General features: G+C 63.9%; 25 protein-coding genes and 1 pseudogene. 13 read left to right on the forward strand and 13 right to left on the reverse strand.

All coding sequences use genetic code 11. The features are described from left to right. Window positions 1-43 precede the first annotated feature (43 nt). Window positions 44-1,099, reverse strand: coding sequence for a ParB/RepB/Spo0J family partition protein (locus AB3X95_RS24330; protein WP_176366412.1), 1,056 nt, complete (start codon window positions 1,097-1,099; stop codon window positions 44-46). A gap of 24 nt (window positions 1,100-1,123) precedes the next feature. Continuing rightward, window positions 1,124-1,786 carry a ParA family partition ATPase gene (gene parA / locus AB3X95_RS24335; RefSeq protein WP_013092840.1) on the reverse strand — a complete coding sequence of 221 codons (663 nt, stop codon included), beginning with the start codon at window positions 1,784-1,786 and terminating at the stop codon, window positions 1,124-1,126. 726 nt (window positions 1,787-2,512) lie between these two features. Here parA and arsC point away from each other — a divergent pair. Further along, window positions 2,513-2,872 (forward strand): arsenate reductase (glutaredoxin), encoded by a 360-nt coding sequence (gene arsC / locus AB3X95_RS24340; protein WP_368622748.1) that lies wholly within the window; start codon window positions 2,513-2,515, stop codon window positions 2,870-2,872. Between the two features lie 54 nt (window positions 2,873-2,926). Here the strand turns inward: arsC and AB3X95_RS24345 are convergent, their stop codons facing one another. After that, on the reverse strand, window positions 2,927-3,910 hold the full coding sequence (locus AB3X95_RS24345) for a sulfonate ABC transporter substrate-binding protein (protein ID WP_368622749.1): 984 nt from the start codon (window positions 3,908-3,910) through the stop codon (window positions 2,927-2,929). A 180-nt stretch (window positions 3,911-4,090) separates the two neighbouring features. On the opposite strand from AB3X95_RS24345, the pseudogene AB3X95_RS24350 reads away from it, so the two are divergent. Further along, window positions 4,091-4,375 (forward strand): annotated as a pseudogene (locus AB3X95_RS24350) (DUF1272 domain-containing protein); the annotation flags it as partial. 27 nt (window positions 4,376-4,402) lie between these two features. Here the strand turns inward: AB3X95_RS24350 and AB3X95_RS24355 are convergent. Both AB3X95_RS24355 and AB3X95_RS24360 read right to left on the reverse strand, forming a co-directional pair. Continuing rightward, a complete protein-coding gene (locus AB3X95_RS24355; protein ID WP_176120862.1) occupies window positions 4,403-4,609 on the reverse strand; it encodes a zf-HC2 domain-containing protein in 207 nt (68 codons plus the stop codon). Next, on the reverse strand, window positions 4,596-5,204 hold the full coding sequence (locus tag AB3X95_RS24360; protein WP_176107085.1) for an RNA polymerase factor sigma-70: 609 nt from the start codon (window positions 5,202-5,204) through the stop codon (window positions 4,596-4,598). The genes AB3X95_RS24355 and AB3X95_RS24360 overlap by 14 nt, the downstream gene beginning before the upstream one ends. Before the next feature lie 453 nt (window positions 5,205-5,657). Here AB3X95_RS24360 and AB3X95_RS24365 point away from each other — a divergent pair, with 453 nt between their 5' ends. Beyond that, window positions 5,658-5,792 (forward strand): hypothetical protein, encoded by a 135-nt coding sequence (locus AB3X95_RS24365; RefSeq protein WP_260331982.1) that lies wholly within the window; start codon window positions 5,658-5,660, stop codon window positions 5,790-5,792. A gap of 81 nt (window positions 5,793-5,873) precedes the next feature. On the opposite strand, the gene AB3X95_RS24370 is transcribed toward AB3X95_RS24365, so the two are convergent. Then, window positions 5,874-6,089, reverse strand: a complete 216-nt coding sequence (locus AB3X95_RS24370; protein ID WP_368622893.1) for a hypothetical protein — start codon at window positions 6,087-6,089, stop codon at window positions 5,874-5,876. A gap of 289 nt (window positions 6,090-6,378) precedes the next feature. Between AB3X95_RS24370 and AB3X95_RS24375 the strand changes: the two genes are divergently transcribed. Further along, the gene (locus tag AB3X95_RS24375) at window positions 6,379-6,936 is read left to right on the forward strand and encodes an NADPH-dependent FMN reductase (protein WP_176107083.1); all 558 of its coding nucleotides are present in this window, start codon (window positions 6,379-6,381) and stop codon (window positions 6,934-6,936) included. Between the two features lie 104 nt (window positions 6,937-7,040). Here the strand turns inward: AB3X95_RS24375 and AB3X95_RS24380 are convergent, their stop codons facing one another. Continuing rightward, window positions 7,041-8,213 carry a hypothetical protein gene (locus tag AB3X95_RS24380; RefSeq protein WP_368622751.1) on the reverse strand — a complete coding sequence of 391 codons (1,173 nt, stop codon included), beginning with the start codon at window positions 8,211-8,213 and terminating at the stop codon, window positions 7,041-7,043. 237 nt (window positions 8,214-8,450) lie between these two features. After that, window positions 8,451-10,745 (reverse strand): response regulator, encoded by a 2,295-nt coding sequence (locus tag AB3X95_RS24385; protein ID WP_368622752.1) that lies wholly within the window; start codon window positions 10,743-10,745, stop codon window positions 8,451-8,453. A 604-nt stretch (window positions 10,746-11,349) separates the two neighbouring features. Here AB3X95_RS24385 and AB3X95_RS24390 point away from each other — a divergent pair. The 7 genes from AB3X95_RS24390 (at window position 11,350) to AB3X95_RS24420 (ending at window position 18,476) form a co-directional block, all read left to right on the forward strand. Beyond that, entirely contained in the window at window positions 11,350-11,715 is a 366-nt protein-coding gene (locus AB3X95_RS24390; protein WP_176120865.1) for a response regulator, read from the forward strand. After that, a complete protein-coding gene (locus AB3X95_RS24395) occupies window positions 11,708-12,331 on the forward strand; it encodes a chemotaxis protein CheC (protein ID WP_176107078.1) in 624 nt (207 codons plus the stop codon). The genes AB3X95_RS24390 and AB3X95_RS24395 overlap by 8 nt, the downstream gene beginning before the upstream one ends. Further along, window positions 12,328-13,278 carry a diguanylate cyclase gene (locus AB3X95_RS24400; RefSeq protein ID WP_176107077.1) on the forward strand — a complete coding sequence of 317 codons (951 nt, stop codon included), beginning with the start codon at window positions 12,328-12,330 and terminating at the stop codon, window positions 13,276-13,278. The genes AB3X95_RS24395 and AB3X95_RS24400 overlap by 4 nt, the downstream gene beginning before the upstream one ends. A 233-nt stretch (window positions 13,279-13,511) precedes the next feature. Beyond that, window positions 13,512-14,360, forward strand: coding sequence for a presqualene diphosphate synthase HpnD (hpnD, locus tag AB3X95_RS24405; protein ID WP_184225417.1), 849 nt, complete (start codon window positions 13,512-13,514; stop codon window positions 14,358-14,360). Window positions 14,361-14,364: 4 nt separating this feature from the next. After that, the gene (gene hpnE / locus AB3X95_RS24410; RefSeq protein WP_368622753.1) at window positions 14,365-15,633 is read left to right on the forward strand and encodes a hydroxysqualene dehydroxylase HpnE; all 1,269 of its coding nucleotides are present in this window, start codon (window positions 14,365-14,367) and stop codon (window positions 15,631-15,633) included. Beyond that, on the forward strand, window positions 15,630-17,714 hold the full coding sequence (gene shc / locus AB3X95_RS24415) for a squalene--hopene cyclase (protein ID WP_368622754.1): 2,085 nt from the start codon (window positions 15,630-15,632) through the stop codon (window positions 17,712-17,714). Before hpnE ends, shc begins: the two co-directional genes overlap by 4 nt. A 3-nt stretch (window positions 17,715-17,717) precedes the next feature. Further along, entirely contained in the window at window positions 17,718-18,476 is a 759-nt protein-coding gene (locus tag AB3X95_RS24420; RefSeq protein ID WP_368622755.1) for a phosphorylase, read from the forward strand. A 56-nt stretch (window positions 18,477-18,532) separates the two neighbouring features. On the opposite strand, the gene AB3X95_RS24425 is transcribed toward AB3X95_RS24420, so the two are convergent. The 3 genes from AB3X95_RS24425 to AB3X95_RS24435 are packed head-to-tail and all read right to left on the reverse strand — an operon-like array spanning window position 18,533 to window position 19,617. Beyond that, window positions 18,533-18,754 (reverse strand): hypothetical protein, encoded by a 222-nt coding sequence (locus AB3X95_RS24425; RefSeq protein WP_368622756.1) that lies wholly within the window; start codon window positions 18,752-18,754, stop codon window positions 18,533-18,535. A 51-nt stretch (window positions 18,755-18,805) separates the two neighbouring features. After that, the gene (locus AB3X95_RS24430) at window positions 18,806-19,189 is read right to left on the reverse strand and encodes a DUF1493 family protein (protein WP_368622757.1); all 384 of its coding nucleotides are present in this window, start codon (window positions 19,187-19,189) and stop codon (window positions 18,806-18,808) included. Then, window positions 19,186-19,617: an STM2901 family protein gene (locus tag AB3X95_RS24435; RefSeq protein WP_368622758.1), complete on the reverse strand. Its 432-nt coding sequence runs from the start codon at window positions 19,615-19,617 to the stop codon at window positions 19,186-19,188. Before AB3X95_RS24435 ends, AB3X95_RS24430 begins: the two co-directional genes overlap by 4 nt. A 275-nt stretch (window positions 19,618-19,892) precedes the next feature. Between AB3X95_RS24435 and AB3X95_RS24440 the strand changes: the two genes are divergently transcribed. Further along, window positions 19,893-20,369 (forward strand): DUF3828 domain-containing protein, encoded by a 477-nt coding sequence (locus AB3X95_RS24440; RefSeq protein ID WP_368622759.1) that lies wholly within the window; start codon window positions 19,893-19,895, stop codon window positions 20,367-20,369. Between the two features lie 264 nt (window positions 20,370-20,633). Beyond that, on the forward strand, window positions 20,634-21,119 hold the full coding sequence (locus AB3X95_RS24445; RefSeq protein WP_176366422.1) for an acyl-CoA thioesterase: 486 nt from the start codon (window positions 20,634-20,636) through the stop codon (window positions 21,117-21,119). Between the two features lie 97 nt (window positions 21,120-21,216). On the opposite strand, the gene AB3X95_RS24450 is transcribed toward AB3X95_RS24445, so the two are convergent. After that, window positions 21,217-22,236, reverse strand: coding sequence for a VacJ family lipoprotein (locus tag AB3X95_RS24450; RefSeq protein ID WP_368622760.1), 1,020 nt, complete (start codon window positions 22,234-22,236; stop codon window positions 21,217-21,219). 2 nt (window positions 22,237-22,238) lie between these two features. Next, entirely contained in the window at window positions 22,239-24,854 is a 2,616-nt protein-coding gene (locus tag AB3X95_RS24455) for an MMPL family transporter (RefSeq protein WP_368622761.1), read from the reverse strand. Window positions 24,855-24,974: the final 120 nt, after the last annotated feature.

A 24,974-nucleotide genomic window follows, 5' to 3' on the forward strand; every position in this document is an offset into this window, starting at 1 on the left:
CTCGAAAGACAAGGGGCGGTGCACGCGCACCGCCCCTCATGTCTTACTTCAGCATCTTCTCAATCTGCCGCAGGATGTCGTCACGCTTTTCACGCGTGAGGCCTTTCAGGCGCAACTCGAGTCGGTCGTCCCCATATGATTTCAGATCGCCGACCGACACACCACCAAGCTTGATTTCCAGACGTTGCGCATAGCGCTGCCGGCCCGCCGGTTTGGTGCTTTCCTGCGCGGTCGCGCGCCCTTTGACGATGTCGGCGACCTGGCGTGTGCTCAGATCGTCGGAAAGGATCCGGTTGATCAGTCGCAGCGTCGCCTCCGCGCCGCGAGCCGTGTGATAGCGGCCGACCTGGTATGCCATGTTCGAGCCGAAGCGGTCAGGGCGCGCGACCATTTCCTGCATCACGGTTTCCGGCAGCTTGGCGATGGACAGCGCGACTGCGACCGTCGATTCGTCGAGCCCAAGATGTTCGGCCAGTTCCTTCTGGCTCTGGAAATGCCGCTCGTCGAGAAAGCGTCGCCACACGATCGCGTTGTCGAACACGGTCTGCGAGTCGCGCTGCACGTTGAGGTCGTAGCCGAGCTTGTAGCTTTGGATGCCGATTGGCAGATCGATGACGATCGCTTTCACCGACTCCTTGTTCGCTTCTTTCAGCGCGCGCACGCGTCGGCCGCCGTCACTGACGAAGTAGGTGCCAGGGTTGTCGTAGTCGGGAATGACGTGAATCGCCTGCTGCTGCCCCTGCTTCGCCAGATTGACGGCGAGCTCCGCAATCGACGACTTCACATAGAAGTACCGTGGATTGAACGGGCTTGGCTTGATGGTCTTGAGCGCCAGTTCGATGATCTGGCCGGGACGATAGCCGTGCTCGAGCCGCCATGCGCGGTAGGCCGCCGATTCGTTGTCCGGATCAGGGATCTCGGCGTCCTGCAGACGCGACGGCACGACGGCCGGAATCGGACGCCCGGCGATCGCGGAGTTTTTCGCGTCATTTTTAACCAGGCCGTCGATCGCATTCAGACGGTCGAGTGCGGTGCGCTTTTCACTGCTAGTCGTGTCAGGACGTGCTTGAAAGCCTTTGGCGAATTGGGACGGTTTCATTCAGGGTCCTTTATGCGCATAAATTCACGGGAGCAAGGCGGCGATCTCGTTGGCGCACGCCCGTACTTCGAGCGCGGCGAGCTTCGCGCCGCGGTCGTTCATCTGAAGCACCGTTTGCCCCAACGCCATTGCCTGCTTGTAGGCTTCGCGCGTGGGAATCTGGGTCTTGAGGAGAGGGAAGCCGAGTTCTTCGAGCGCGCGCTTCAGCTCGCGCGTCAGCATCCGTTTCTCTTCTGTCTTGTTGAGCAGGAACACGGCACGCAGGTCTTCGTTCATGACCTGCGCCTGCTGAACGAGCTTGACGAGGCCGATACTCGACCAGTAATCGGCGGGGGACGACGAAGTTGGGATCACCGCGACGCTCGCTGCAAGCAGGACGACGCCGGAGACTTTTTCGGTGATGGAGGGCGGGCAGTCGACGACGATGATGTCGTAGTCCGCCACGAACTTCTTGATCTCGCGATGGATCTGGCTGCCTGCTTCGGACAGGTTGACGACGGCGAATGGAATACCAATGTCGCCGTCGGAGGCAGCGCTGGCCCAGTGGATCAGAGTGTTTTGGCCATCCGCGTCGACGACGAGAACGCGTTTGCCTTTCTCGTGAAATGCAGCGCCGAGATGCATCGCGATGGTGCTCTTCCCGACCCCGCCCTTCTGCTGTGTTACCGCGATGATTTCTGCCGCCAAATTTCACCTCCTCTTTTTAGACGCAAAGGGATTTTACCTGGTTGAATTGCTATTTCAAATCATTTGAGTAAGGGAAATTCGGAAATAGGCCATTCGGCAAAGGGTTTATGCGCATAAAGAGGCATCAGCAGTGTGCCCCGGGATCTTGTGGGGTGTCAGGGCAGGGATGGACTGAGGCCTAAGCGATGCTGATCGCTATCTCTCGGAGGGGACGGGACGAGAGGAATGAGTGCTCGCGTGCTGCGTACCCAGTCGTCGGCAACTAGTCGCGATTCGCGACCTGATCTCGCGGAGAAAAGGAGTGCCCACATCTGAGCGACCCAAGGCAGGCCAGACTTTATGCGCATAAAGTTCGCGCGGCAATTGACCCGGTGGAGCATTCGCCATCGAGTCGTCCGAGGCGGCTCCTTCGCCGTCGCGGCAGCAAGCGGCAAACGTGGGGGCGGCGCTTCATCAGCAAGTGAATCTAGGTTGTAGAGGGTATTGCGCCCGCGCAAGCGAATCGCAGGCTCGATGAGAACTGACGCTGCGAGCATTAAACGATACCGGGTCACCTCGGAAGGCAGCATCGGTTTATGCGCATAAACCGACCCGCCCTACCGATCGTTCAAACAACGCGCATGCCGGGCAATCATCCCGCGCCACGCCATCAAGTCACCCGCTAAAATTCCCGAACCCTTCTAACCGTCACAGCAACCTTCAACGGCGCAAGCCCTCAACCCAGCCATGATCACCATCTACCACAACCCGCGCTGCTCCAAATCGCGCGCTGCCTGCGAACTCGTCGCGAACACCTACAACCCCGCAAACGAACCGACGGAAATCGTCGAATATCTGAAGAAGCCGCTGACCGTCGCGGAGCTCAGGAATCTCAATGCTCAACTTGGTTGTCCGGTCCGCGAAATGATCCGCGACACCGAGGCCGAATATAAAGAACTCAACCTCGCCGACCCGTCGCTGACGGACGCCCAGCTCTATGAAGCATTGGCGAAGCATCCGATTCTTTTGCAACGACCCATCGTCGTGAGAAACGGGCGTGGCGTCATCGGCCGCCCGCCCGAAAATGTCACCGCGCTTTTCGACTGATCGCGCGACCGTCGAAGTCAACCGATGTGCGCAATGCGACCTCGAACCGCTGCGCTAGGCTTTGCCCGACAGCGCGGCATCCTTGGTCACGATCTTCGTCGGGATCAGGCGCAGTTCGGTGAACGTGTCCGCAATGCGTTGTTGTTCCGCAAGCACGTTCGCGTCGACGGGCTTATAGATATGCGCGTAATGGCGCAAGCCTGATTCGATCACGCTAGCGTCGAGTCCTTGAATCGGCGCGAGTTGTGCGGCGGCCTCGCCGTAATGGCCGCGCACCCACTCCCCTTCCTTGCCGACTTCATCGATCACGATCGCAAGAACGTCGCCGTTATGTTGCGCGAAGGGTCGCGCGCTCAGAAAGAACTGGTGATGACTGACGATACCTTCCGCATCGGCAAGCAGCCGCGCGTTCGTCTGCCTTTTGGCGGCTTCGAGAAACGGATCCCAGATGGCCCACGCATCGACCGCACCGCGCTCGAAGGCCGCGCGTGCATCGGCAGGCGGCAAATACACGGGTTGGATCTCGCTGAACTTCACGCCGTTTTTTTGCAACGCGGCGACGAGAAACCAGTGCACATCCGAGCCCTTGTTCAGCGCAATCTTCTTTCCCTTCAGATCGGCCAAGCTTCTGATCGGCGCGTCCGGATGCACGAGAATGCCTTCGGCGTGCGGGGTCGGAATTTCATACGCGGTATAAACGAAATTGGCGCCCGCGGCTTGCGCGAACACGGGCGGCGCTTCGCCCACATAGCCGAAGTCGATCGCGCCGACGTTCAGCCCTTCCAGCAGTTGCGGCCCAGCCGGAAACTCGGTCCATTTGACCGTGATGCCGAGTGGCGCAAGGCGCTTTTCGAGCGTGCCGTGCGCCTTCAGCAATACCAGGGTGCTCGCGGCTTTCTGATATCCGATGCGAAGTTCTTTTGCATGTTCATCGGCGGCAAATGCGGTGGTGGAGAAGACCGGCAACGCGGCGGCGGCCAGCGTTGCGCCTACGCCGGCGAGAAACGCACGGCGCGTCAGCAGCGGATCACGGGACATGAGAATACTCGTCGAAAGAGAATTTAACGGATACCAAGGCTGGTCCGATTGGCTCCGACGATAATTCGTCCGCCCGCCTGGACGAACCGATAAATTCGCATAAGCAAATCATTCGGCACTAGCGAAGCATTTCGTAACGCCGAAGGCCCGACCCACCCCCTCCCGCTACAATCGACCAGCATTACAGCGGCGTCGGCCAGCGACTCGCGCGGCAAGTCACTTCCGCCGAACGCCCCCGACGCGATGATTTGCACTTACGAATGCAGGTTCTGTGAGGTCTGCCCGCTGACGAGGCTGCGCAAAGTGTGTCCGAATTGCGGCGGCAATTTCGCGCATCGCCCGATTCGCACTCGCGCGCAACTCGCGAAACATCCCGCGCGTGCCGATGCGCATACCGTCGGAATCGATGAAGCGTCGCATGCCCGCTTTTTCGAACGCTATTGCGACGCGCCGCCCGGTGAGCGCCGAACCGCGAAGCGGCAAAGCGGCAAATCACTCGTCGCCGCTCACCGCTCCATCGGCGCTCGCGACTCCGCTTGCCACATGCGCGGCGACCCGCAGCAGGCGGATCTGTTTGCGATAGTTCCGGCACCCGCTGCAGGTCGGCAGATGCAGGCGGATCGCGAGCCATTCGCCAGTCGACAGCGAGCGGTCGAGCGCGTCGGATAGCAGCCGCGTGATGTCCTTACACTTCCCCATTCGCGTCCTCGCTGGATAGGCCCTTTTCGCTCAGGCACGTGCGCAGCCGCAGCCGCGCGCGATAGATCAGCACGCTGCAATGATTCGCGTTGATCTGCAGTTCGGCACAGATCGCCGCGATGTCGAGGTCGAGAAACTCCCGCATCATGAACACGCGTCCGATGTGCTCGGGCAAATGCTCGAGGCACATTTCGAACAGCGTCCAGAACTGCTGCTGGCGCAGTGCGGTTTCGGGTGTCGGCCAGGGACGCGGTTTGGTCTCGCGCGACCAGTGGCCGTTGTCCTTGAAAAGCTCGCGATCGAGTAACGCCTCGCCATCGAGTTCGGCTTCGAGCGACGACAGATTGACCGTGCGCTGGCGCGCACGCAGCGTGTCGACGAGCTTGTGGCGCAAGATGCCGAATACCCAGGTCTTGTGCTCCGACTGCGCGGAAAAACGCGCTGCCTGAGTCCACGCGGCGGTCAGCGCTTCCTGCACGGCGTCCTCGGCGGCCGCGGCATCGCGCAATTGCAGACGGGCGAAGCGCACGAGGTCGCGCCGCAATTGCGCGAGATAGATGGGATCGTCGAGCGACGGGCCGCCTGGCTGCGTCACGGCGTGCTCCGTCGCTGTACTGTCGGCTGCGCGTGTTGCGCTGATACGTCGTGATTCATGAGCGGATGGCCGTCCTCGCGCGATTTGCGGATGTGTGCGCCATTCTCCCTCACGTTCCTGCCCTAACGAATCGGTATTGAACATATACCCCTTGGCAATCGATGGCCCGAGGAGCTTGGTCGCGCGGCGCGGCGACATATGACAGCGGAAATTAATTGTTGCAAGAAATGATATTTCGGCCTGCCCGCGAGAAGGCTTTTGAATCGCCACATCGGTCAATCAACGCGTCGCGGTCACCCACCAGTTTCCGTGCGCTCAGGCAATAACGATTATTTCAATTTATAAAAAAATGTCTTTTCATCTTCGCTGTTTGTGGACGCGGACCCGCTCGCTATTCTTCACGCCATCTATCGCATGAGATCGCGCAACCATACGCAAAACGAGGACCGGACCATGAAACGCATTTTCTCCGCCCTGATCGCTTCGGCCGCACTGTTCGCAGCTGCTTCGGGCATCGCTCACGCCGACGCTCCGGCTTCGGCCTGCAACGGCCCGAAGTCATACTGCAACGTATTTTTCGGCAACTGATCGGCACGTCGACATACGCAGCAAGCAAGCAAAAGAAAAGGGCGCCGGCAACGGCGCCCTTTTTGCGTTTAGCGCTCAGCCCTAGCGGCTCGGTGCCTTGCCTCCCCCATCAAGTCCGGCGCCCGTTCGCCACACCTGTTTGCCTTGCTCCGACAGCTCACCGCAGCTATGCGTGGCGTCGGCTTCGACGCCGTCGACGGCCATCCTGCCGCCCGCCGGCTCCTGCGCGCGCTGCCGCGCTTTCTTGCGAGCGGCAACCGCTTCGTCGTGGGATTTTCCCGCGTAGTCGAGACTCATGATCCGGTCCTCCAGAAGGTCGATGGTGTCCATTTGCCTCAGATCGCCCTAGCCCGAAGGCATGCTTGATTGACAAGGTAAAAGTTCAACTTATCCACAAGGTTATTCAGCGATTCTGTGGATAACTTTTCGAGTGGCGAGGTTATCCACCGAAAGGTGCCGCAAGAACCCTTCCCGATCCGCTATCGCCTAGCCAAATCCGCCAGTGCCCAGGCGTTTCACGCGGCTTTTGCCTATCATGAACAGTCCTACTCTTTGCGCGTCGAGCGCACTAACTGAGGAAGCGAACATGGCCTATCACATTGCAGTGGTCGTCGGCAGCCTGCGGCGGGATTCGTTCAATCGCCAACTGGCTCAGGCGGTGATTTCTCTCGCTCCAGCCGATTTCACCTTCGAATACATCGATATCGGCTCCCTGCCGCTGTACTCACAGGACTACGACGCCGACTATCCGGAAGCCGGCAAGAAGCTCAAGGAGCGCGTGCAAGCCGCGGACGGTCTGCTGTTCGTGACGCCCGAATACAACCGCTCGATGCCGGGCGTGCTGAAAAACGCGCTCGACTGGGGCTCGCGGCCGTGGGGCACGAATTCGTGGGGCAACAAGCCCGGCGCGGTGATCGGCACCTCGGTCGGCGCCACCGGTACGGCGCTCGCGCAACAGCATCTGCGCAACGTGCTCGCTTATCTCGACGTCGCGACGATGGGGCAGCCCGAAGTATTCATCAAGCACGATCCGTCGGTGATCAACGAAAAAGGCGAAATCGTCAACGACGGCACGCGCAAGTTCCTTCAATCGTTCATGGACCGCTACGTCACGTGGATCAAGCGGCATGGGGCGGTGGCGTAATCGAGACTTAGCGGTGCCGACCGCGCCCTGACCGTCCACCGAAGCAACGAGGACACGGCGCGCGCCGCGCGAGGCGGCCGCGCCCGTTTCGCCCGCTGCATCACCTACACGTGGTGATGCCCGGTCACCCGCTCCCACCCATGACGCACCGCGAGCTTGAAGCGCTCCCACGTGCTTTCCGGCGACGTGGTCTCCCAATGGCGGCGTGCTTCGGGCTCGATCTCTTCCCACGGACGATCGCGAAAGCGCGCGTCGCGACCGATCTCCGCGCCGTAGCGATAGGCCGGCACGTAGTCTTCGTAGCGCGCGTTCGCGGCTGCGTACTGCTCGTCATAGTGCGTGCGGAAGTCTTCTTCGTACTCCAGATATTCGTTCGGCATCTGCGCGCCGGGACCGGTGCCCGGCTGTCCGCCTTCCGGGACGATGTCGGACGGCTGGGGCTGCATCACCGCGCCCGAACCCGGCACGGAGCCGGCGGCGATGGCGCTGCGTCCTACATCGCCGGTGAGAGGATCGGCGATGGGTTCGTTGACCGGATCGCTCATCGGCCGTTCGCTGACGGGCGGCGGCGCGAACGGCTCGGCGGCCGCGCCGATGTCCGCCGGCGGCATGGCGGTCAGTGGATCGGGGCGCGGAGTCGCAGGAGGAGGCATGGTGTCGGGCGCGGTCGTCCCTGTTGCCGAAGTGGCGCCCGTCGCGCCGGCGATTCCGGTCGATTCGCTGACGCCCGCCGCACCCGTTGCGCCGCTGCTCGAACTCGCACCCGCCCCCGGTGTTGCCGTGGTGTTTCGCATGCCCGGCGTCGCGCCCGCCTCGGTCGTCACGCTCGAGGTACGCGGCGTACCCGGCATCACCGCGCCGATGCCCAGCTCATCGAGCACCGAGTGGTCGCGGTTGGAGGCGACCGGGGTGTCCGCCTCGGGCAGGCGGTCGCCGATATCGGTCGCGCCGAGCCGCACGAGCGTGTTGCGCGCCAGTTCCGCATGCGACTGGCTCGCGGCATGAACGCATACGAGCACCGCTCCACGCCGCATCGCCTCGGCATAACGGGCGGTGTCCGACGGACGCGGCCCGGTCGAGAACAGGCTGGCGAGAAAGCGCTCGATATTCGCGAGCACGCCCGCGTTGGCGACTTCGCTGGTGGCCGAGCCAACCGATGGTTCGGCGTTCGCCTGCAACTCGATCTTCTCGCGCGCAAAACCGGTCTGCACGAGCGTGTCGCGGGCAGTTTCGGCTTGCACGTAAGTGTCGAATAAACCAATCACGAGATGTTGCATGGTTGTCTCCCGACATGTTCTGCTGGAACGGGCGGCGCCCGAAGCGCCGTCCCCTTGCCGTCTTCCGGCACGCAACGATCATGCCCCCGCACCGACGCGCGGCGGCGCTGCGTCCCGTGCGCGCCCGCGATGCCCCCCGCGCTATGCATCACGCGGGCCCGCGACGAAAAAGGCGCGACGTGCGAGCGCCGCGCTTTTTACAAGGTCTGGTAAATGACGCCCGGGACGACGCGGACGTCAGGTATCGGCCGGATCCGTGGCGGTATCGGCGCTCGTCTGCACGGTGTTGTGCTGGATCGTTTCGAGCAGCTGTTCGAGCAGTCCGATATCGAATGGTTTAGACAGCACGCGCACGTTCACGTGCCGCGCGCGCTCGAGCTCTTCCGCGTAGCCGGTGACGAGAATGACCGGCAGCGGCGGGTCGAATCCGAGCACCGCTTCTGCCAGATCGATGCCGTTCATCTTGCCCGGCATGTGAATGTCCGACAGCACCAGATCGAACGGCAGCGGCTCGCCGCTATCCGCGCGCTTCGCGCGGGCGTCGTCGAGCACGCGCAGCGCCGTGTCGGCGTTGAACACGCAGCTCACCTGGTGGCCCATCATCTGCAACAGCGCCTCGGTGCCGGCGGCGACTTCTTCGTTGTCCTCGACGAGCAGCACGCGCAGACCGTGCGGCGCGTCGCTTGCGGGCGCGAGCGCTTCGGCGGGTCCAGCCGTCTGCGGCTCGGCCGACGCGCGCGGCAGATAGAGCCGCACCGCGGTCCCCGCGCCGATCGCACTGTCGATTGCCGCGAGCCCGCCCGAGCCCTCGCAGAATGCAAAGACCTGCGGCAACCCGAGCCCTGTGCCCATGCCTTTGGACTTGGTCGTGTAAAGCGGCTCGAACGCGTGCGCGAGCACGTCGGGCGCCATGCCGGCGCCGGTGTCCTCGAGCGACAACTGCACGAACTCGCCGGTCAGCGGAAAGCCGTCCTCGTGGCGGAACACGACGTTGCTCGCGCGCGCGGTGAAGCGCCCGCCGTTGGCCATCGCGTCGCGCGCATTGACGGCGACGTTGATCAGCGCGAGCTCGAGCTCGGCAACATCCACACGCACCGGCCAGGTGTCGACGCCGCTATCGATCACGAGCGACACCTTCGCGCCGAGCGACGCCCGCAGCAGCTCGCGGCACGACGGCAGCCAGCGTTGGAGCGACAGCGTCTCGGTGCGCAGCGGCTGCTTGCGCGCGACGCCGAGCAGTTGCCGCGTCAGCGACTGGCCGCTCTTCAACGCGCGCTCCATCGCCGACAGTTCGCGCTCCAGTCCGCCGACGCCGCGCCGTCGCACGATCTGCACGTTGGCCGACAGGATCATCAGCAGGTTGTTGAAGTCGTGCGCGACGCTGCCGACCAGCGTGCCGAGCGCTTCCATCTTGCGCGACTGGCGGTACGCGGATTCGATCGAGCGGCGCATCGATGCCTCGGCCTGCCAGCGCTGCCACGCTTCCTCTTCGGCGCCGAGGCGGCGCAGCGACAGCCAGATCACGCACCACAGCGCGATCGACGGCGTGAACATCGACAGGATCAGCACGCTCAGGTGTCTGTACCAGGCGGCCCAGATCGCCGACGTACGATAGCCGCACAGCACGTAGACCGGATACGAGCCGACATGCCGGAATGCGACGATCAGGTTGCCGTCGGCGAAGCTCGAGTGCATCCGCACGACGCCGGAGCGCTGCCCGTGCGAAACCGCTTCGGCGAACGGCGAATCCGGTGCGAGCGCGGTCGGCTCGCGCGGGCCGCGCGGGTAATGCGCGAGGACCGCGCCGTCGGTGCGCACGAGACTCATGATGACCGGCGTGTCGTCGCTGTTGCCGAGCAACTCGCGATAGAACGCATCGAAATAGCTGGGCCGCAGCGCGATCGACACCGTTCCCGCGAACGAACCGTTGAGTTGCTGGCGCGCGACGCCCATGTTGAACACCTGCTCGCCGCTGACGTGCCCCGTCATCACTTTCGACACGCGTTCGATCACGCTGCCGTCGCGGATGCCGACGAAATCGTCGCGCTGGCCGACCGAAATTTCCGGCGCCGGATACAGGCGGCTGCTCACCAGCAGCGCGCCCTGTTCGCCGTAGATCGACACAGAAGCCACCTGCGGATAGCCGCCGCCCATCGTGCGCAACTTGTCGTGAATCGTGTGTTCGCGCGCGCGGATGCCGTTGTCGTCGAGGCCCTCGGTCAGATCGACGATGCGCGAGTTCAGCGTCTCGTTCATGTCGAACACCTTCAATGCGTGTTCTTCGGCGACCCGCACCGTACGCAGCGCCAGCTCGGTCGCATCGGCCTCGCGCGAGCGCAGATCGCTGAATGCCATCGCCGCGACGTAGACGAACGGCAGCACGATCGCCGCGACCAGCAGCGCGATCAGTGTGATGCGGCGTACCTGGAAGTTCTGTTCCGGTACGGCGGGAAACGACGCGTCGTCCTGCTCGCGGGGAGGACGACCCGAAAGACGGCCCGCTCGCACGGAGTCGACCTGGTCTGATGTCATTGTCGTTGACGCGAAAAGTCGTTCGAATGTGGCAGCCCCGTATCGGGCCATTGCCGGCACCGTGCCGCCTTCAGAACAAGCATAGACGGAGCGCGGAAAAACTTGCCGCAAAGCGTCGGGGACGCGCGTCCACCGTACCGGCCGTTCTTTAAGAGCGGCTTTAAAACAGCGACGAATCGGGAAGCGCAAACGTACACAAAAGGATAAAGTTAAAAGATTGCCGGTCCTGACGATAGAACTATTTCTCAAATTCGCCTAGTCTGGAAACAGATCGTTACCGTCGGCGTTTTCGGCGAGTTGCTTTTGCGCGGCTTTGCTTCGACAATCCTCGCCACGATAAAAGGCCGTTGCCACCTCTGTGCGCCGGATCGTCGAGGTCCGCCAAAACGCGTCCTGCTGCATTAGTACCCCTCTCGCCATAGGCAATTGCAATTCGACAGGCGCCACTGTACCTGGTCGCGCATCGGTCGGCATCACGTGAAGGCGTGCTGTCCTCCGCTGTCGGGACGAACAAAACGCAAACGACCAGGCGCGGAAAGCGCGCAAACGAACGAGCCGATTCCTTTATCCGCCCGCCTAAAAAACCGCCCGACCCGCCGTTGCCATGCTGCCCATTGTGATCGCCGACGATTCGCTGCTCGCCCGCAAGTTGCTCACGAAGGCACTGCCGCCCGACTGGGCTGTCGACGTGTCCTACGCGACGAACGGGCGCGAGGCGCTCGCGCTGTATCGCGACGGCAAGGCCTCGGTGATGTTCCTCGATCTGACGATGCCGGACATGACCGGCTACCAGGTTCTCGAAGCGTTGCAGCACGAGGACCTCAATACCTTCGTGATCGTCGTTTCCGCCGACGTGCAGCCGCTCGCCCAGGAGCGCGTGCGCGAGCTCGGCGCGATCGCGTTCATCGCCAAGCCGGTGACGCCGGAGGCGGTCCTGCCCATCCTCAAGGAGTACGGCTTGTATGTCTGAGCCCGCCTTCACCGAAGACCAGCGCGACGCGCTACAGGAAATCGCCAACCTTGCGATGGGCCGGGCCGCGACGCGGCTCGCGGGACTGCTCGATTCGTTTATCGAGCTGTCGGTGCCGCGCGTGAAGATGGTCGCGGTGAGCGATGCGGCGCGCACGCTGCGCGAGATGACCCACATCGACGACACGGTCAGCGCGGTGCGTCAGGGCTTTCGCTCGGACATCAAGGGCGAGGTGCTGGTGATCTGTCGCAGCGACAGCATCGCGCAGCTGTGTTCGCTGGTCAGCGACCCGTACGCGCGTTCGAGCTACGAGGCGATCGGCGAGCGCGAACTGATGCTCGACGTCGCGAACCTGCTGTCGGGCGCGTGCGTGTCGTCGATACTCGACCAGCTCGGCCGCACGCCGGTGTTTTCCGCGCCGGGCGTGCTCGGCGACACGCTGACGCTCGACGAAGTGTTCCAGCCCGGCGTGCTGCAATGGCAGGTGGCGCTGCTCGTCGAAGTGAACTTCGCGCTCGAACATCAGAGTTTTCGCGCGCATCTCGTGATGCTGATGGCCGAAGACTCAATCCGTCACATGAACGAAGCGCTCGATGCGCTGCTGTCCAGTCTATGAATGTCCCAGTGGAATCGTTGAGCGACCTCGTGGTCGAGCGGGTCGGTTTTGGCATCTTCGTGCTCGATCGCGAATTGAACGTGCTGATGTGGAATCGCTTCATGCAGGACCATAGCGGCCTGTCGGCGGAGCAGGTGGTCGGCCGCTCGATCTACCAGAACTTTCCGGAGCTGCCGCGCGTGTGGCTGTCGCGCAAGATCGAAAGCGTATTCCAGCTCGGCAGCTTCGCGTTCAGTTCGTGGGAGCAGCGCCCCTATCTGTTCAAGTTCGATCACGACCGGCCGATCACCGGCGGGGTCGACTTCATGCAGCAGGACTGCACGTTCATGCCGCTGATGCGCGGCCGCGAAGTGGTGGCCGTGTGCGTGACGATCTCCGACGTGACGCATGTGAGCATCGTGCAGCGCGAGCGCGAGGAGGCGGTTGCGAAGCTGCAGGAGTATGCGAATCGCGACGGGCTGACCGGCATCGCGAACCGGCGCTTTTTCGAAGCGCGGCTGCGCGACGAGTTCACGCGCTGGCAGCGCTACGGTGGCGACATGTCGATGCTGCTGTTCGATCTCGATCACTTCAAGCGGATCAACGACCAGTTCGGTCACGGCGTCGGCGATACGGTGCTGCGCGTGATGGCGCAGCGTGTGGCCGGTGTGGTGCGCGCGCAGGATACGTTCGGGCGCTTCGGCGGCGAGGAGTTCGCGCTGCTGCTGCCGTGCACGCCGCTCGACGACGCGATGCTGGTGGCGGAGAAGATCCGTCGCGTGATCGAGGAAACGCCGGTCGAACTGATCGGCACCAGCGTGCCGGTCACCGCGAGCCTCGGCGGCGCGTCGGCGCGCGAGGGCGTACCCGCGTACGACGTGCTGATCAACGAGGCCGACGCGGCGCTCTACAGAGCAAAGCGCCAGGGCCGCAACTGCGCGGTCGCGTTCCGGCTCGCGGGGGCCTGATTCGCTAGCGAGGGCGGCGTGGTTCCAGCTCGCCGCGCCCGGCGGCCTTTCTTTGCGTCCCTCATTGGCCGCCAAATCTGCGGTCACCGGCAAAGATTGCTATACTTTTCGCCGTTTCCGGCCGCCCAGCCGGATGTTTCGCGCGTGTCCGCGCGCGCGGGCACACTGCCTTGCGGGTCGGCATAAAAACCTCTTTGAACGCCTTTCAGCGGGCGCCTCCAGCGGAGATCGTCTTGGCTGTTTCCAATCTCGTCGTGGACGATACTGAAATCGACGCGGCTGCCGCCACGTCCGGCAGCTCGTTTTATCTCGCGATGCGCATCTTGCCGGCGGCCCAGCGCGATGCGATGTACCAGGTCTACGCGTTCTGCCGCGCCGTCGACGACATCGCCGACAGCAGCCTGCCGCGAGCCGAGCGTGCGGCCGGGCTCGAGCAATGGCGCGCGGACATCGACGCGTGCTACGCCGGCCAGCCGCGGGCGTCGCTGCGCGCGCTGACGCGGCACATTCACACGTTTCATCTGCAACGCGAGGATTTTCACGCGATGATCGACGGCATGGCGATGGACGCCGCCGCCGACATCTGCGCGCCCGACGACGCCACGCTCGACCTGTATTGCGACCGCGTCGCGAGCGCGGCCGGCCGTCTGTCGGTGAGGATATTCGGGATGCGTGAGGAGCCGGGCCGGCTGCTCGCGCACCATCTGGGCCGCGCGCTGCAGCTCACCAACATCCTGCGCGATATCGACGAAGACGCGGACATCAACCGCTGCTATCTGCCGCGCGAGCTGCTCGCGCGCGAAGGCATCGCGGCCACGAACCCGCGGCAGATCGCCGAAGACCCGACGCTGCCGCTCGTTTGCGCGACGCTCGCCGAGCGCGCGAAGCAGCACTTCGCCGAATCCGATGCGATCATGGATCGCGAGCCGCGCGCGCAAGTGCGTGCGCCGCGCATCATGTCGGGCGTCTATCGCGTGCTGCTCGAGCGTACGCTGGAGCGCGGCTTCGACGTTCCGCGCACGAAGGTCAGCAAGCCGAAGCTGCGCCTGCTGTGGATCGTCGCGCGTTACGCGCTTTTCTGAGCTGATGCCGAAGCTTGTCCACGTGGTCGGCGCGGGCGTGGCCGGGCTCGCCGCCGCTGTGCAGTTGCAGCGGCGCGGCGCGCGGGTCGTGCTGCACGAAGCGCAGGATTACGCGGGCGGCCGCTGCCGTTCGTACTACGACGCGAGGCTCGGTGCGACGCTCGACAGCGGCAATCACATCGTGCTGTCGGCCAATGCCGCGACGCTGAACTACGTGCGTGCGATCGGCGCCGCCGACGAACTGGTCGGCCCCGCGCAGCCCGAGTATCCGTTCGTCGATCTGGCCACGCGTTCGCGCTGGAGCGTGCGTCTGTCGCCGGGGCGTTTGCCGTGGTGGATTTTCGATGCGCATGCGCGCGTGCCGAACACGGTACCGACCGATTACCTGTCGCTCGTGCCGCTGCTGTTCGCGAAGCCGGGCCGCAGCGTCGCGCAGACGATGCGCTGTGACGGTCCGCTATGGGACCGGCTGCTGCGGCCGCTGCTGCATGTGCTGCTGAATCTGGAGCCGCGCGACGCGTCGGCCGAGCTGACCGGCGCGCTCGTGCGCGAAACGCTGCTCGCGGGCGGGCTCGCGTGCCGGCCGCTCGTTGCGCGTAATGGTCTTGGCAGTGCGTTCGTCGATCCGGCGCTGCGGCTCCTGCAGCACGGCGGCGCGACGATCCGGCTGGGTTCGCGTCTGCGCGACATCGCGCTCGCGGCCGACCCGGCGCGTGTGCAGGCGCTGCATTTCGGCGATGAGAGCATCACGCTCGGCGCGAACGAGGCGGTGATTCTCGCGCTGCCGCCCGAAGCCGCGGCGGCGCTGGTGCCGGGGCTACGTGCGCCGACGCGTTTCGCGGCTGCGCTGAACGTGCATTTCGCGGTCGAGCCGCCGTTCGGTCTGCCGCAGATCACCGCACTGCTGAACGGAACGGCCGAATGGCTGTTTGCGTTCGACGACCGCCTGTCGGTGACGCTCAACGGTGACGAGCGGCTCTTCGACATGTCGCACGACGCGCTCGCGGCGACCGTCTGGGCCGAGGTCGCAGTGGCGGTGAACCTGCCGCTCGCGCCGCTACCGCGCTGGCAGGTCGTGATGGAACCGCGCGCGATGTTTGCCGCGCTGCCCGAGCAGGAGACGCTGCGACCGGGCACGCGCACTCGCTGGAACAATTTGCTGCTCGCAGGCGACTGGACGTCCACCGGCCTGCCCGCGATGCTCGAAGGTGCCATCCGCTCCGGCCAGAAGGCCGCGGATACGCTGCTGAATCAACAGATGGAACGCCGATGAACGACTTATCTCAAACCCAGCCGCTCGACGCGGTGCTGCCCGAAGCCGCCGATGCGGCGCCGAACCTGGCCGAAGCTGCCGTGGTTGCCAACGCGCCCGCCAGGGCGGACGCATTGGCAACCGCAACGCCGTCGGCCATGCAAACTGCCGGCGCGAGCCCGCTCGACGCGTCGATCACGCGCGCGACCGATGCGATCCTGGCCGCGCAGCAGCCGGACGGCCATTGGATCTACGAACTCGAAGCCGACGCGACGATTCCGGCCGAATACGTGCTGCTGGTGCACTACCTCGGCGAGACGCCGAACCTCGAACTCGAGCAGAAGATTGCGCGCTATCTGCGGCGCAGCCAGTTGCCGAATGGCGGCTGGCCGCTCTTCACCGATGGCGCGCTCGACATCAGCGCGAGTGTGAAGGCATACTTCGCGCTGAAGATGATCGGCGACCCGGTCGACGCCGAGCACATGGTGCGCGCGCGCGACGCGATCCTCGCGCACGGCGGCGCGGAACACGCGAACGTGTTCACGCGAATTCTGCTCGCCCTCTTCGGCGTGGTGTCGTGGCGCGCGGTGCCGATGATGCCGGTCGAGATCATGCTGCTGCCGATGTGGTTCCCGTTCCACCTGTCGAAGGTGTCGTACTGGGCGCGCACGGTGATCGTGCCGCTGCTCGTGCTCAACGCGAAGCGGCCGCTCGCGCGCAACCCGCGCAAGGTGCGCATCGACGAGCTGTTCCGCGGCGCGCCCGTGAACACCGGCATGAGCGAGCGCGCACCGCATCAGCACGCGGGCTGGTTCGGCTTTTTCCGCTGTGTCGATACGGTGCTGCGCGCGGTCGACGGCCTGTTGCCGAAGGCGAGCCGCGAACGCGCGATCCGCGCGGCGGTCGCATTCGTCGACGAACGGCTGAACGGCGAGGACGGCCTCGGCGCGATTTTCCCGGCGATGGCCAACTCGGTGATGATGTACGACGTGCTCGGCTATCCGGCCGATCATCCGAACCGCGCGATCGCTCGCAAGTCGCTCGACAAGCTGCTCGTCATCAAGGACGACGAAGCGTATTGCCAGCCGTGTCTGTCGCCGGTGTGGGATACGTCGCTCGCCGCGCACGCTTTGCTTGAAACCGGCGAAGCGCGCGCCGAACAGGCGGCCGAACGCGGGCTGGCGTGGCTGCGTCCGCTGCAGATTCTCGACGTGCGCGGCGACTGGATTTCGCGCCGTCCGAACGTGCGGCCGGGCGGCTGGGCGTTCCAGTACAACAACGCGCATTACCCGGACGTCGACGATACGGCGGTGGTCGTGATGGCGATGCATCGTTCGGCGGCGCTCACGAAATCCGATGTCGATCGTGAAGCGATTGCCCGCGCGCGCGAATGGGTAGTCGGCATGCAAAGCAGCGAAGGCGGTTGGGGTGCATTCGAGCCGGAAAACACCCAGTACTACCTGAACAACATCCCGTTCTCGGACCACGCCGCGCTGCTCGATCCGCCGACCGCGGACGTGTCGGGCCGCTGTCTGTCGATGTTCGCGCAGATCGGTGAGTTGCCGCAAAACAGCGAGCCGGCGCAGCGCGCGTTCGACTACATGCTGCAGGAACAGGAGTCGGACGGCAGCTGGTACGGCCGCTGGGGCCTGAACTACATCTACGGCACATGGACCGCGTTGTGCTCGCTGAACGCGGCCGGCATGGCGCACGACGACCCGCGCATGCGGCGCGCGGTGCAATGGCTCGTGTCGATCCAGAACGAGGACGGCGGTTGGGGCGAGGGCGGCGAGAGCTACAAGCTCGACTATCGCGGCTACGAGCGCGCGCCGAGCACCGCGTCGCAGACCGCCTGGGCGCTGCTCGGGCTGATGGCGGCGGGCGAGGTCGATCACGACGCGGTGGCGCGCGGGATCGACTATCTGCAGCGTGAGCAGCGCGAGCATGGGCTGTGGGACGAAACGCGCTTTACCGCGACGGGCTTTCCGCGCGTGTTTTATCTGCGCTACCACGGCTATCGCAAGTTCTTCCCGTTGTGGGCGCTCGCGCGCTTCCGTCATCTGAAGCGCAATGGGCTCACGCGCGTCACGGTCGGGATGTGACGGATGTCCGTGTCGATGACGCCGTCCGTCGGACCGGGCGATAGCCGTTTGCCGGTGATCGTCGTGACGGGCATGGCGTTCGAGGCGCGCATCGCACGCGGCGACGGCAGCGAGCGCGTCGAGGTCGTGTACGCGGCACGGGCCGATCTGCTCGAGCGCGCGCTAAGCGCTGCGGTCGCTCGCGGCGCGGCGGGGATCGTCAGTTTCGGCACGGCGGGCGGACTCGCGCCGGATCTGGAACCGGGGACGCTGATCGTCGCGGATGCGGTGCATGGACCGTTTGGACGCATCGACACGGATCGGCAGTGGTCGGAGCGGATTGCCGCCGCGGTAACTGACGTCAGGACCGCCGAAGGGCTCGCGGGACGTGTGCGCCGTGGCGCGACGGCGGCGGTCGCCGCGCCGCTGATCACCGCCGAAGACAAACGCGGGCTGTACGAATCCACCGGCGCGCTAGCGGTGGACATGGAATCGCACATCGCGGGGGCGACCGCTGCCGCTCGCGGTCTGCCGTTCGCCGTGTGTCGAGCGGTCGTCGATCCGGCCTGGCGCACGCTGCCGCCGGCCGCGACGGCGGGTTTGCGCGACGACGGCACCACCGCGCTCGGGCCGATTTTGCGCGAATTGTTGCGGCAGCCATCGCAACTGGGTGCGCTGCTGCGACTCGCCGGCGATGCGCGCGCCGCGCGGACGACGCTGGTCGAGACGCGGGAGGCGTTGGGGAAGGGCGGCGTGCTGCGGATCACGGGTGTCGCTGATTGAGCGACGGGGGAGGGTGGTTAGTCATCCCGATCGCGTCCGGGGCAGGCAGCAAGTCGCTAGCGTGTGCGTGAGCCGCCCCTGGAGCGGCGACTCGGGTCTTCGCCTAAGTCTCTTAGGAGGTTGCGCAGCCGCTGGTTGTCCGCGAAAAGCCCCGCAATTGCCAGTATGAACAGCAGCACCGCAAACCACTGGCCGCTGTAGTGAATCAGAGCCCATGCGAGCGCCGCACAGGCGATGGCGGCGAGCAGAAGCGCCGCTTTATCGACGATCCAATTCATAACAGTTCAGTTCGATGGAGCGCCTGACAGGCGTAGTGTCGGCGCGCCGGCCTATTTGTCAGCGCTTCGGATGGCGATCGCAGATTCAATGGCTTGGGTGTCCCACGTTCCGAGTCGCACGGCTTCTGCCAGCATGCCTAGGGTCAGCGGCACGAGGTCCGGTTTGCGATGCCGCGTTGAGAAACGACCGATCAATGTTGAAAGGAGCTTTTGCCCTTCCGGGCCGAAGTAGCGCCTGTATGGAAAGCCGTCCGCCCGCACGTTGAACGTGAGAGCCCACCTGTCGATAAACTCGACACCATCAAGTCCGGTTACCCCCAGGTCCTGTTCAAGCCTGGTCGATGGGGTCAACTTCAGTGGGCCACCAAAGATTGGCCTTCCTAGTTCTTCGCGAGTGAAAGCCTCAAGGCGTTCCCAGATATCCGTGTCAGTCACAGCAGCCTGTCCTCGGGTAGCACCAGCCGGTTATAGGTCGTCACGGTGCGACGCATAATCTGTATCGCGTCCGCAGCGAGAAAAAACTCCCCAATTACTGGGACCATACGGCCGACGAATGCACCAAGATTCCGTGTGAAAGCAATCCGAACTCCTTTCAGCCCGACCGATGTAATCATCGGCAAGCGCACCGCGACCCTGAACGGGAGAACCTTGCGAGCGGCGAGGGATGCAACAGACGTTCCCACAGTCGCGCCCGCTAACTTGCCCGACACCGGTATATCCGCCTGTCCTAAAAGGACCGCTGCGGCGGCTGTCAGGTCGCTTATCCCGAATTGTTTAGCCGTTTCGTCCAGCGCTACGTACGTGAACAAATCTACGGCCCGAATATTTTTGTGTTTGCCAAATGAATACCGGTTATCGCTCACTGCGTTCTCCCGTTTATAAAACGAGAAAATTCTAGTCGATGAATGCTCGTTTTTTATTTTGGGATAGTCTCTTCGATCATTGAAATGGTGGATTTAATTGTAAATTATGGTCAAATTGAACTTTACTAATCGACATGATCAGCGCGTCACGATATATATCAGGCGATGTTTGAAGGTCAGACATTGATATCTGACTTTCGAAAAATCACCGCTTATCCGGGTCAAGCCTATCGAACCATCAAGCCTGCATACAAAATATTCCGGCACGACTGACGATGATTAAATTTATTTTCCGCGTTTTTGCCTCACTGGCTGTTGCGTTGGCACTCGAGCCGGGTGCAGCCACCGCAGCGACTCCGGATTCACCAGAAACTACTGTGAAGGCCTTTTACACCTGGTATTTACAGCAGGGGGGCAGCGTTTATCAGTTGACCGATAGCCACATTTACAACCATGTGGCGAAACCAACCGTCGATAATCTGCGGGACGACTATCGCCATAAGCGCTTGCCGGGCGGTGCGGACTATTTCACGCGAGTACAAGACATCGATCCACAAATATGGCTCAAAACGATGACTTTGCATCCCGCTATCGCGCTCGGCGGAACGGTGGTAATTCCGTTGACCTTCGGGTTAGGGGAAAAACAGAATCTGGTCGTATTCGTCGCAAGGGAAAACGGACACTGGCGGATAACCAAGGTAGAGGACACAACCAGCTACCAAGGATTCCACCAGTATGACCCGATGGATTAGGGAATACCTCTCAACCTACACGCCCGCTGTCGGCCGGGCTTTTCAGTCTGTCCCGCCAGCGCGAGTCCGTTAGGCGGTTGTGCAGCCGCTGGTACCGGCACAGTGGCCGACTGCCGCTCGGACGAATCCAAGACTTTCAGCACGATTAATTATGCAATCGTTAAAATACTAGGGAAAACCCCTATATTTGGTACAATGCTAGTGTTAACCCTAGGTTCTGGCGCATGACGCGCCCGCCCGGGAGCCTCGAACACGGAGTACCAAATGAATTTCCACACAAGAAAATGGGTCAAGCCCGAAGACCTGAATCCCAACGGAACGTTGTTCGGCGGCAGCCTGCTGCGCTGGATCGACGAAGAAGCCGCGATCTACGCGATCTCTCAGCTGGACAACCAGCGGGTCGTGACCAAGTTCATGTCAGAGATCAACTTCGTCAGTTCGGCACGCCAGGGCGACATCATCGAACTGGGCATGACCGCGACGCATTTCGGCCGCACGTCGATCACACTGCGTTGCGAAGTGCGCAACAAGATCACGCGCAAGAGCATTCTGACGGTCGACAAGATGGTGTTCGTCAATCTCGATGAAAACGGCGACCCGGCGCCGCACGGCCGCACGCGCATCCGTTACGCGGACGAGCAGTTTGCTCACTATCGCGCGAACTCGAAGCCGGTGCCGCAACCGGCACCAGTCGCTGCGCCCGAGGAAGATCGGGTCGCGGCGCGCAGCGAGATCGAGAGCCTGCACTGAGCGGGCTGTGGTAAAGCCCGCGGGTTTGGTCGGGCGATGGTTGACTGTACTTCCACGCGGGGCGCCCATCTACGGCGCCCCGTTGTGCTTAGGAGCGCTATTGCGGGGACGACGCCGGCACAGCAGGCGCAGCCGGCATTGCACCCGCGCCACTGTCCCCCGGAGCGGCGTAGTTCGGCAGGTCCCCGCCAGGCGCTTTGGTCGCGCCGCCAGAAGCCCCATTGGGCGCCGGTGCGGACTCACCCGGATCGTTGTAATTCGGCAGCGCGCCGGGCGCGCCCTTGGCCGCGCTGCCCGCTCCCGAAGCCCCATTCGGCGTTTCGCCCACATCGCCCGGATCGGAGTAATTCGGTACGCCGCCCGCCGGCGCGCCTGCCGCGGGGGCAGCAGCGGGGCCGGTATCGCCGTGATCGTCGTATTCCGGCAGCGGCGGGGGGTTATTGCTCGTGCCGCGCAGACGCGCAAGGCGCTGCTGCACATAGGCATCACGCACGAACGAGTATTTGTCGAGCGCAGCCTGCTCCAGAAGGCTGGTCGCGCCGAGCAGATCCGACCGCGTGCTGACGAACTGCAGCACGTACAGCGGATTGCGGGTCGCCGGTTCGACATAGTTCAGCGGATTGAACTTCACATCGACGACGAGCCCCATGCTGTCGCGCACTGTGCTTGGCCCGAACAGCGGCAGCACCAGATACGGACCTGACGGAATGCCCCAATGCCCGAGCGTCAGACCGAAGTCCTGATGATGCTTGGGCAGGCCGGCCGGCGTCGCCCAGTCGAGCAGGCCGCCGATACCAAACACCGAGTTGAACGCGAACCGCATGATGTCTTCGGTCGCGTCGGTGATCTTCAGTTGCAGCAGCGCGTTCGCTGCGTTGGTGAGATCGCCGAGGTTCGAGAAGAAATTGCTGACGGCGGTGCGCAGCGGCTGCGGCGTCACCTTCTGATAGCCCTTCGCGACCGGCACGGCGATATAGCGATCGACTCCGTCGTTGAAAGTGAAGATCGCCCGGTTCACTGGCTCGAACGGATCGCCCGGCTTGCGGTCCGGGGCGGTCGCGCAGCCCGAAATGAGACCCGCGGCGGTGAGCGCCAGCGCGGTGTTACGCAGCTTCATGCTTATATTCCTTTTTGCTTCCCGCGACGTTGACGCGGCTTGCCCATCAGCACCGGCTGGAAAACCACCGCGCCGATCAGCGTGCAGAACAACGAAAGCGCGAGCAGCCTCCCCATGCTGGACGTGCCCGGATGGTGCGACAGCCACAGGCTACCAAACGCGGTGGCCGTTGTGGCGGCGCTGAACAGCACCGCATGCGTGAGGCTCGACTGCAACAGGCCGGTCTGGCCGTGGCGCCACGCCATCACGAAGTAGATCTTGAACGCGACACCGACGCCGAGCATCAGCGGCAGCGCGATGATGTTCGCGAAGTTCAGCGGCATGCCGAACACCACGCACAGCTCGAGCGTGACCAACGCGGAGACCAGCAGCGGCACCAGCGTGCGCAGCACGTCGCCGATCCGGCGCAGCGCGATCCACAGCAGCACCGCGATCGACAGCAGCGCATAGACGGCCGCCTGCAGGAACGCCTTGATGATCGTGTTGGCCGAATGGATGATCGAGATCGGTCCGCCGATCGCGCCCGGCTCGGCCTGCTTCACCGCGCGCGCGAAGCGGGCGAGCATCTGGTCGTCGTTCGGATCGACGCCGGGCGGCACCTTCGGCGCGATATCGACGAGCGCGTGGCCGCCCTTGCCGATCCACATCGCGGTGATGCCGGAAGGCAGCGTCTCCTGAGTGATTTCGGTCGGCTGCAGAAGATTCTCCAGCTGCTTCAACGCGATGCGCAGCGTGTCGGACATCGCGACTTCGGCGCGCTCGCGCGCGGCGGCGTCGGCGCCCGCGAGCTTTTGCAAGGTCGCCGATAGATGCTGCGCCTCCGCCGCGCCCGCTCCCGGATGGTCCTCGGCGGCGAGCGACAACTGATTCGCCGCGCGCTTCAAGGCGGCAACGCGCACCGCGTCGGTGGCTTGCGGCGCGGGCTGCTGTTGCAGCGCCGGCAGCAGCTGCTGCGCTGCGCTCGCAATCAGCATCATCTTCTGCTGCTGCTCGGCCGGCACGAAGGTGCTCAGCGTGTTGACGCGGCCCACTTCCGGCAGCTTGCGCAGTCGCTCGGCCATCGCATCGGCGTCGGCAAGCGACGGCGCCAGCGCCTGCACGTTGTTGACCGCGGCTTCGGGCGAATCCTTCAAAGAAAGCAACGTCGCCATCGACTCCGTATGCGGGTCCTTCAGATGCAGCGGATTGAAGTCGAAACGCAGGTGCGCGAGCAGCGGCGCCGCGCCGATCACGACGATCAGCGTGCCGATCAGCACGGGCTTGCGGTTGCGATCGAGGAAGTCGTCGACGGGTTCGAGCTGCTTGAAACCCGGCGAGGCGACTTCACCCGGCGGATTGAAGAGCTTCAGCAGCGCCGGCAGCAGCGTCATGTTGGTGAAGTACGCGACGAACATGCCGACGCCCGCAATCTGCCCAAGCTCCGACACGCCGCGATACGCGGTCGGCAGGAACGAGAAGAAGCTCAGCGCGACTGCCACGGCCGCGAGCGTGAGCGGCACGCCGATGCTGTGCGCGGTGTGCATCAGCGCGGCCGATAGCCGGTCGTCGCGGTTGCGCTCCTCGCGATACTTGACGCCGAACTGCACGCCGAAATCGACGCCGAGCCCGACGAACAGCACCATGAACGCGACCGAAATCATGTTCAGCGCGCCGACCATCAACAGGCCGAGCGCGGCCGTGATCGCGAGGCCGACGAACAGCGTGATGAACACGGCCGCGATCATGCGGCCCGAGCGCAGCGCGAGCCACAGAATGATCAGCACGACGATGAAAGTGCCGATGCCGTTCAGCACGGCGCCGTCCTGCACCGACGCGAACTCCTCGTCGGCGAGCGGCTGTTCGCCGGTCAGGCGGATCGTCGCGCCGTAGCGCTCCTGCAGACGCAGCGACACCGCGGTCGCGCGAATTGCTCTCGATGCGCTTGCGCCCGGCTCCAGCGCGTCGTAGTTGACGACCGGCTGCACGACCACGAACGAACGCGCCGGATCAGTGGCGGCGCTCTTATCGACGAGCGCGCGCCATGAGAACGCGGCGGGCTGGCCGGCCAGCACGCGATCGAGCGTGTTCGCGCTTTGCGCAAGCAGCCGGCTCATGTCGGAGAGTTTGACCTGGCCGAGTTGCAGCGGCAGCAGCAAGCTCGTGGTCAGCGTGCCGGCGAGACCGGTCAGGCTCGGATCATGCGCAAGCTGATTGACGAGCGGGCGCGACTGCACGAGTTGCGAAGTGGTGGACATCACCTCGTCGGTGGACGGAAACAGCAGGCCGTTGTGTTCGAAGAACGGGCCCCCGGAAGGCTGCGAGACCGACGTGAACTCTTTAGGATCGGCTCTGAGCGCGGCGGTCAGCGCGTTGGCGGCGGCGTCGGCGAATTCGGGCGCGCGCGCCTCGACCACCACCAGCATGGTGTTGCCGCGGTCGGGGAAGGCTGCGTCGATCGCATTCTGGGCTGCCGCCCATTGCTTGTTGGTCTCGACGAGACGGCTGATGTCCGTGTTGATCCTGAAGTTATGCGCGACGTATATGCCGCTCAGGACAGCGAGCACGATCGACAGCGCGATGATCCTGAGCGGATGACGCACCGAGTACGCGACGAGACGGACGATGTATGGCTTCAGCATGTAGGCGGACGTGGCCTTATCACGGGTGTTGTTTTTGACGAAGGTGCATAAGTATACAGAGCCCGGGCAAGCAAGCCCGACTTCGGTAGCAAGTACGACTCCCGACAGCTTCGCCAGGAT

This window comes from Paraburkholderia sp. BR13444 (assembly GCF_040948755.1).
GTDB classification, from domain to species: domain Bacteria; phylum Pseudomonadota; class Gammaproteobacteria; order Burkholderiales; family Burkholderiaceae; genus Paraburkholderia; species Paraburkholderia youngii.

Coding starts and splice junctions, on each gene's coding strand:
- AB3X95_RS24330 (WP_176366412.1), bottom strand. CDS start 1,099: ATGAAACCGTCCCAATTCGCCAAAGGCTTTCAAGCACGTCCTGACACG.
- arsC (WP_368622748.1), top strand. CDS start 2,513: ATGATCACCATCTACCACAACCCGCGCTGCTCCAAATCGCGCGCTGCC.
- AB3X95_RS24345 (WP_368622749.1), bottom strand. CDS start 3,910: ATGTCCCGTGATCCGCTGCTGACGCGCCGTGCGTTTCTCGCCGGCGTA.
- AB3X95_RS24355 (WP_176120862.1), bottom strand. CDS start 4,609: ATGGGGAAGTGTAAGGACATCACGCGGCTGCTATCCGACGCGCTCGAC.
- AB3X95_RS24365 (WP_260331982.1), top strand. CDS start 5,658: ATGAAACGCATTTTCTCCGCCCTGATCGCTTCGGCCGCACTGTTCGCA.
- AB3X95_RS24370 (WP_368622893.1), bottom strand. CDS start 6,089: ATGAGTCTCGACTACGCGGGAAAATCCCACGACGAAGCGGTTGCCGCT.
- AB3X95_RS24375 (WP_176107083.1), top strand. CDS start 6,379: ATGGCCTATCACATTGCAGTGGTCGTCGGCAGCCTGCGGCGGGATTCG.
- AB3X95_RS24380 (WP_368622751.1), bottom strand. CDS start 8,213: ATGCAACATCTCGTGATTGGTTTATTCGACACTTACGTGCAAGCCGAA.
- AB3X95_RS24385 (WP_368622752.1), bottom strand. CDS start 10,745: ATGACATCAGACCAGGTCGACTCCGTGCGAGCGGGCCGTCTTTCGGGT.
- AB3X95_RS24390 (WP_176120865.1), top strand. CDS start 11,350: ATGCTGCCCATTGTGATCGCCGACGATTCGCTGCTCGCCCGCAAGTTG.
- AB3X95_RS24395 (WP_176107078.1), top strand. CDS start 11,708: ATGTCTGAGCCCGCCTTCACCGAAGACCAGCGCGACGCGCTACAGGAA.
- AB3X95_RS24400 (WP_176107077.1), top strand. CDS start 12,328: ATGAATGTCCCAGTGGAATCGTTGAGCGACCTCGTGGTCGAGCGGGTC.
- hpnE (WP_368622753.1), top strand. CDS start 14,365: ATGCCGAAGCTTGTCCACGTGGTCGGCGCGGGCGTGGCCGGGCTCGCC.
- shc (WP_368622754.1), top strand. CDS start 15,630: ATGAACGACTTATCTCAAACCCAGCCGCTCGACGCGGTGCTGCCCGAA.
- AB3X95_RS24420 (WP_368622755.1), top strand. CDS start 17,718: ATGTCCGTGTCGATGACGCCGTCCGTCGGACCGGGCGATAGCCGTTTG.
- AB3X95_RS24425 (WP_368622756.1), bottom strand. CDS start 18,754: ATGAATTGGATCGTCGATAAAGCGGCGCTTCTGCTCGCCGCCATCGCC.
- AB3X95_RS24440 (WP_368622759.1), top strand. CDS start 19,893: ATGATTAAATTTATTTTCCGCGTTTTTGCCTCACTGGCTGTTGCGTTG.
- AB3X95_RS24445 (WP_176366422.1), top strand. CDS start 20,634: ATGAATTTCCACACAAGAAAATGGGTCAAGCCCGAAGACCTGAATCCC.
- AB3X95_RS24450 (WP_368622760.1), bottom strand. CDS start 22,236: ATGAAGCTGCGTAACACCGCGCTGGCGCTCACCGCCGCGGGTCTCATT.
- AB3X95_RS24455 (WP_368622761.1), bottom strand. CDS start 24,854: ATGCTGAAGCCATACATCGTCCGTCTCGTCGCGTACTCGGTGCGTCAT.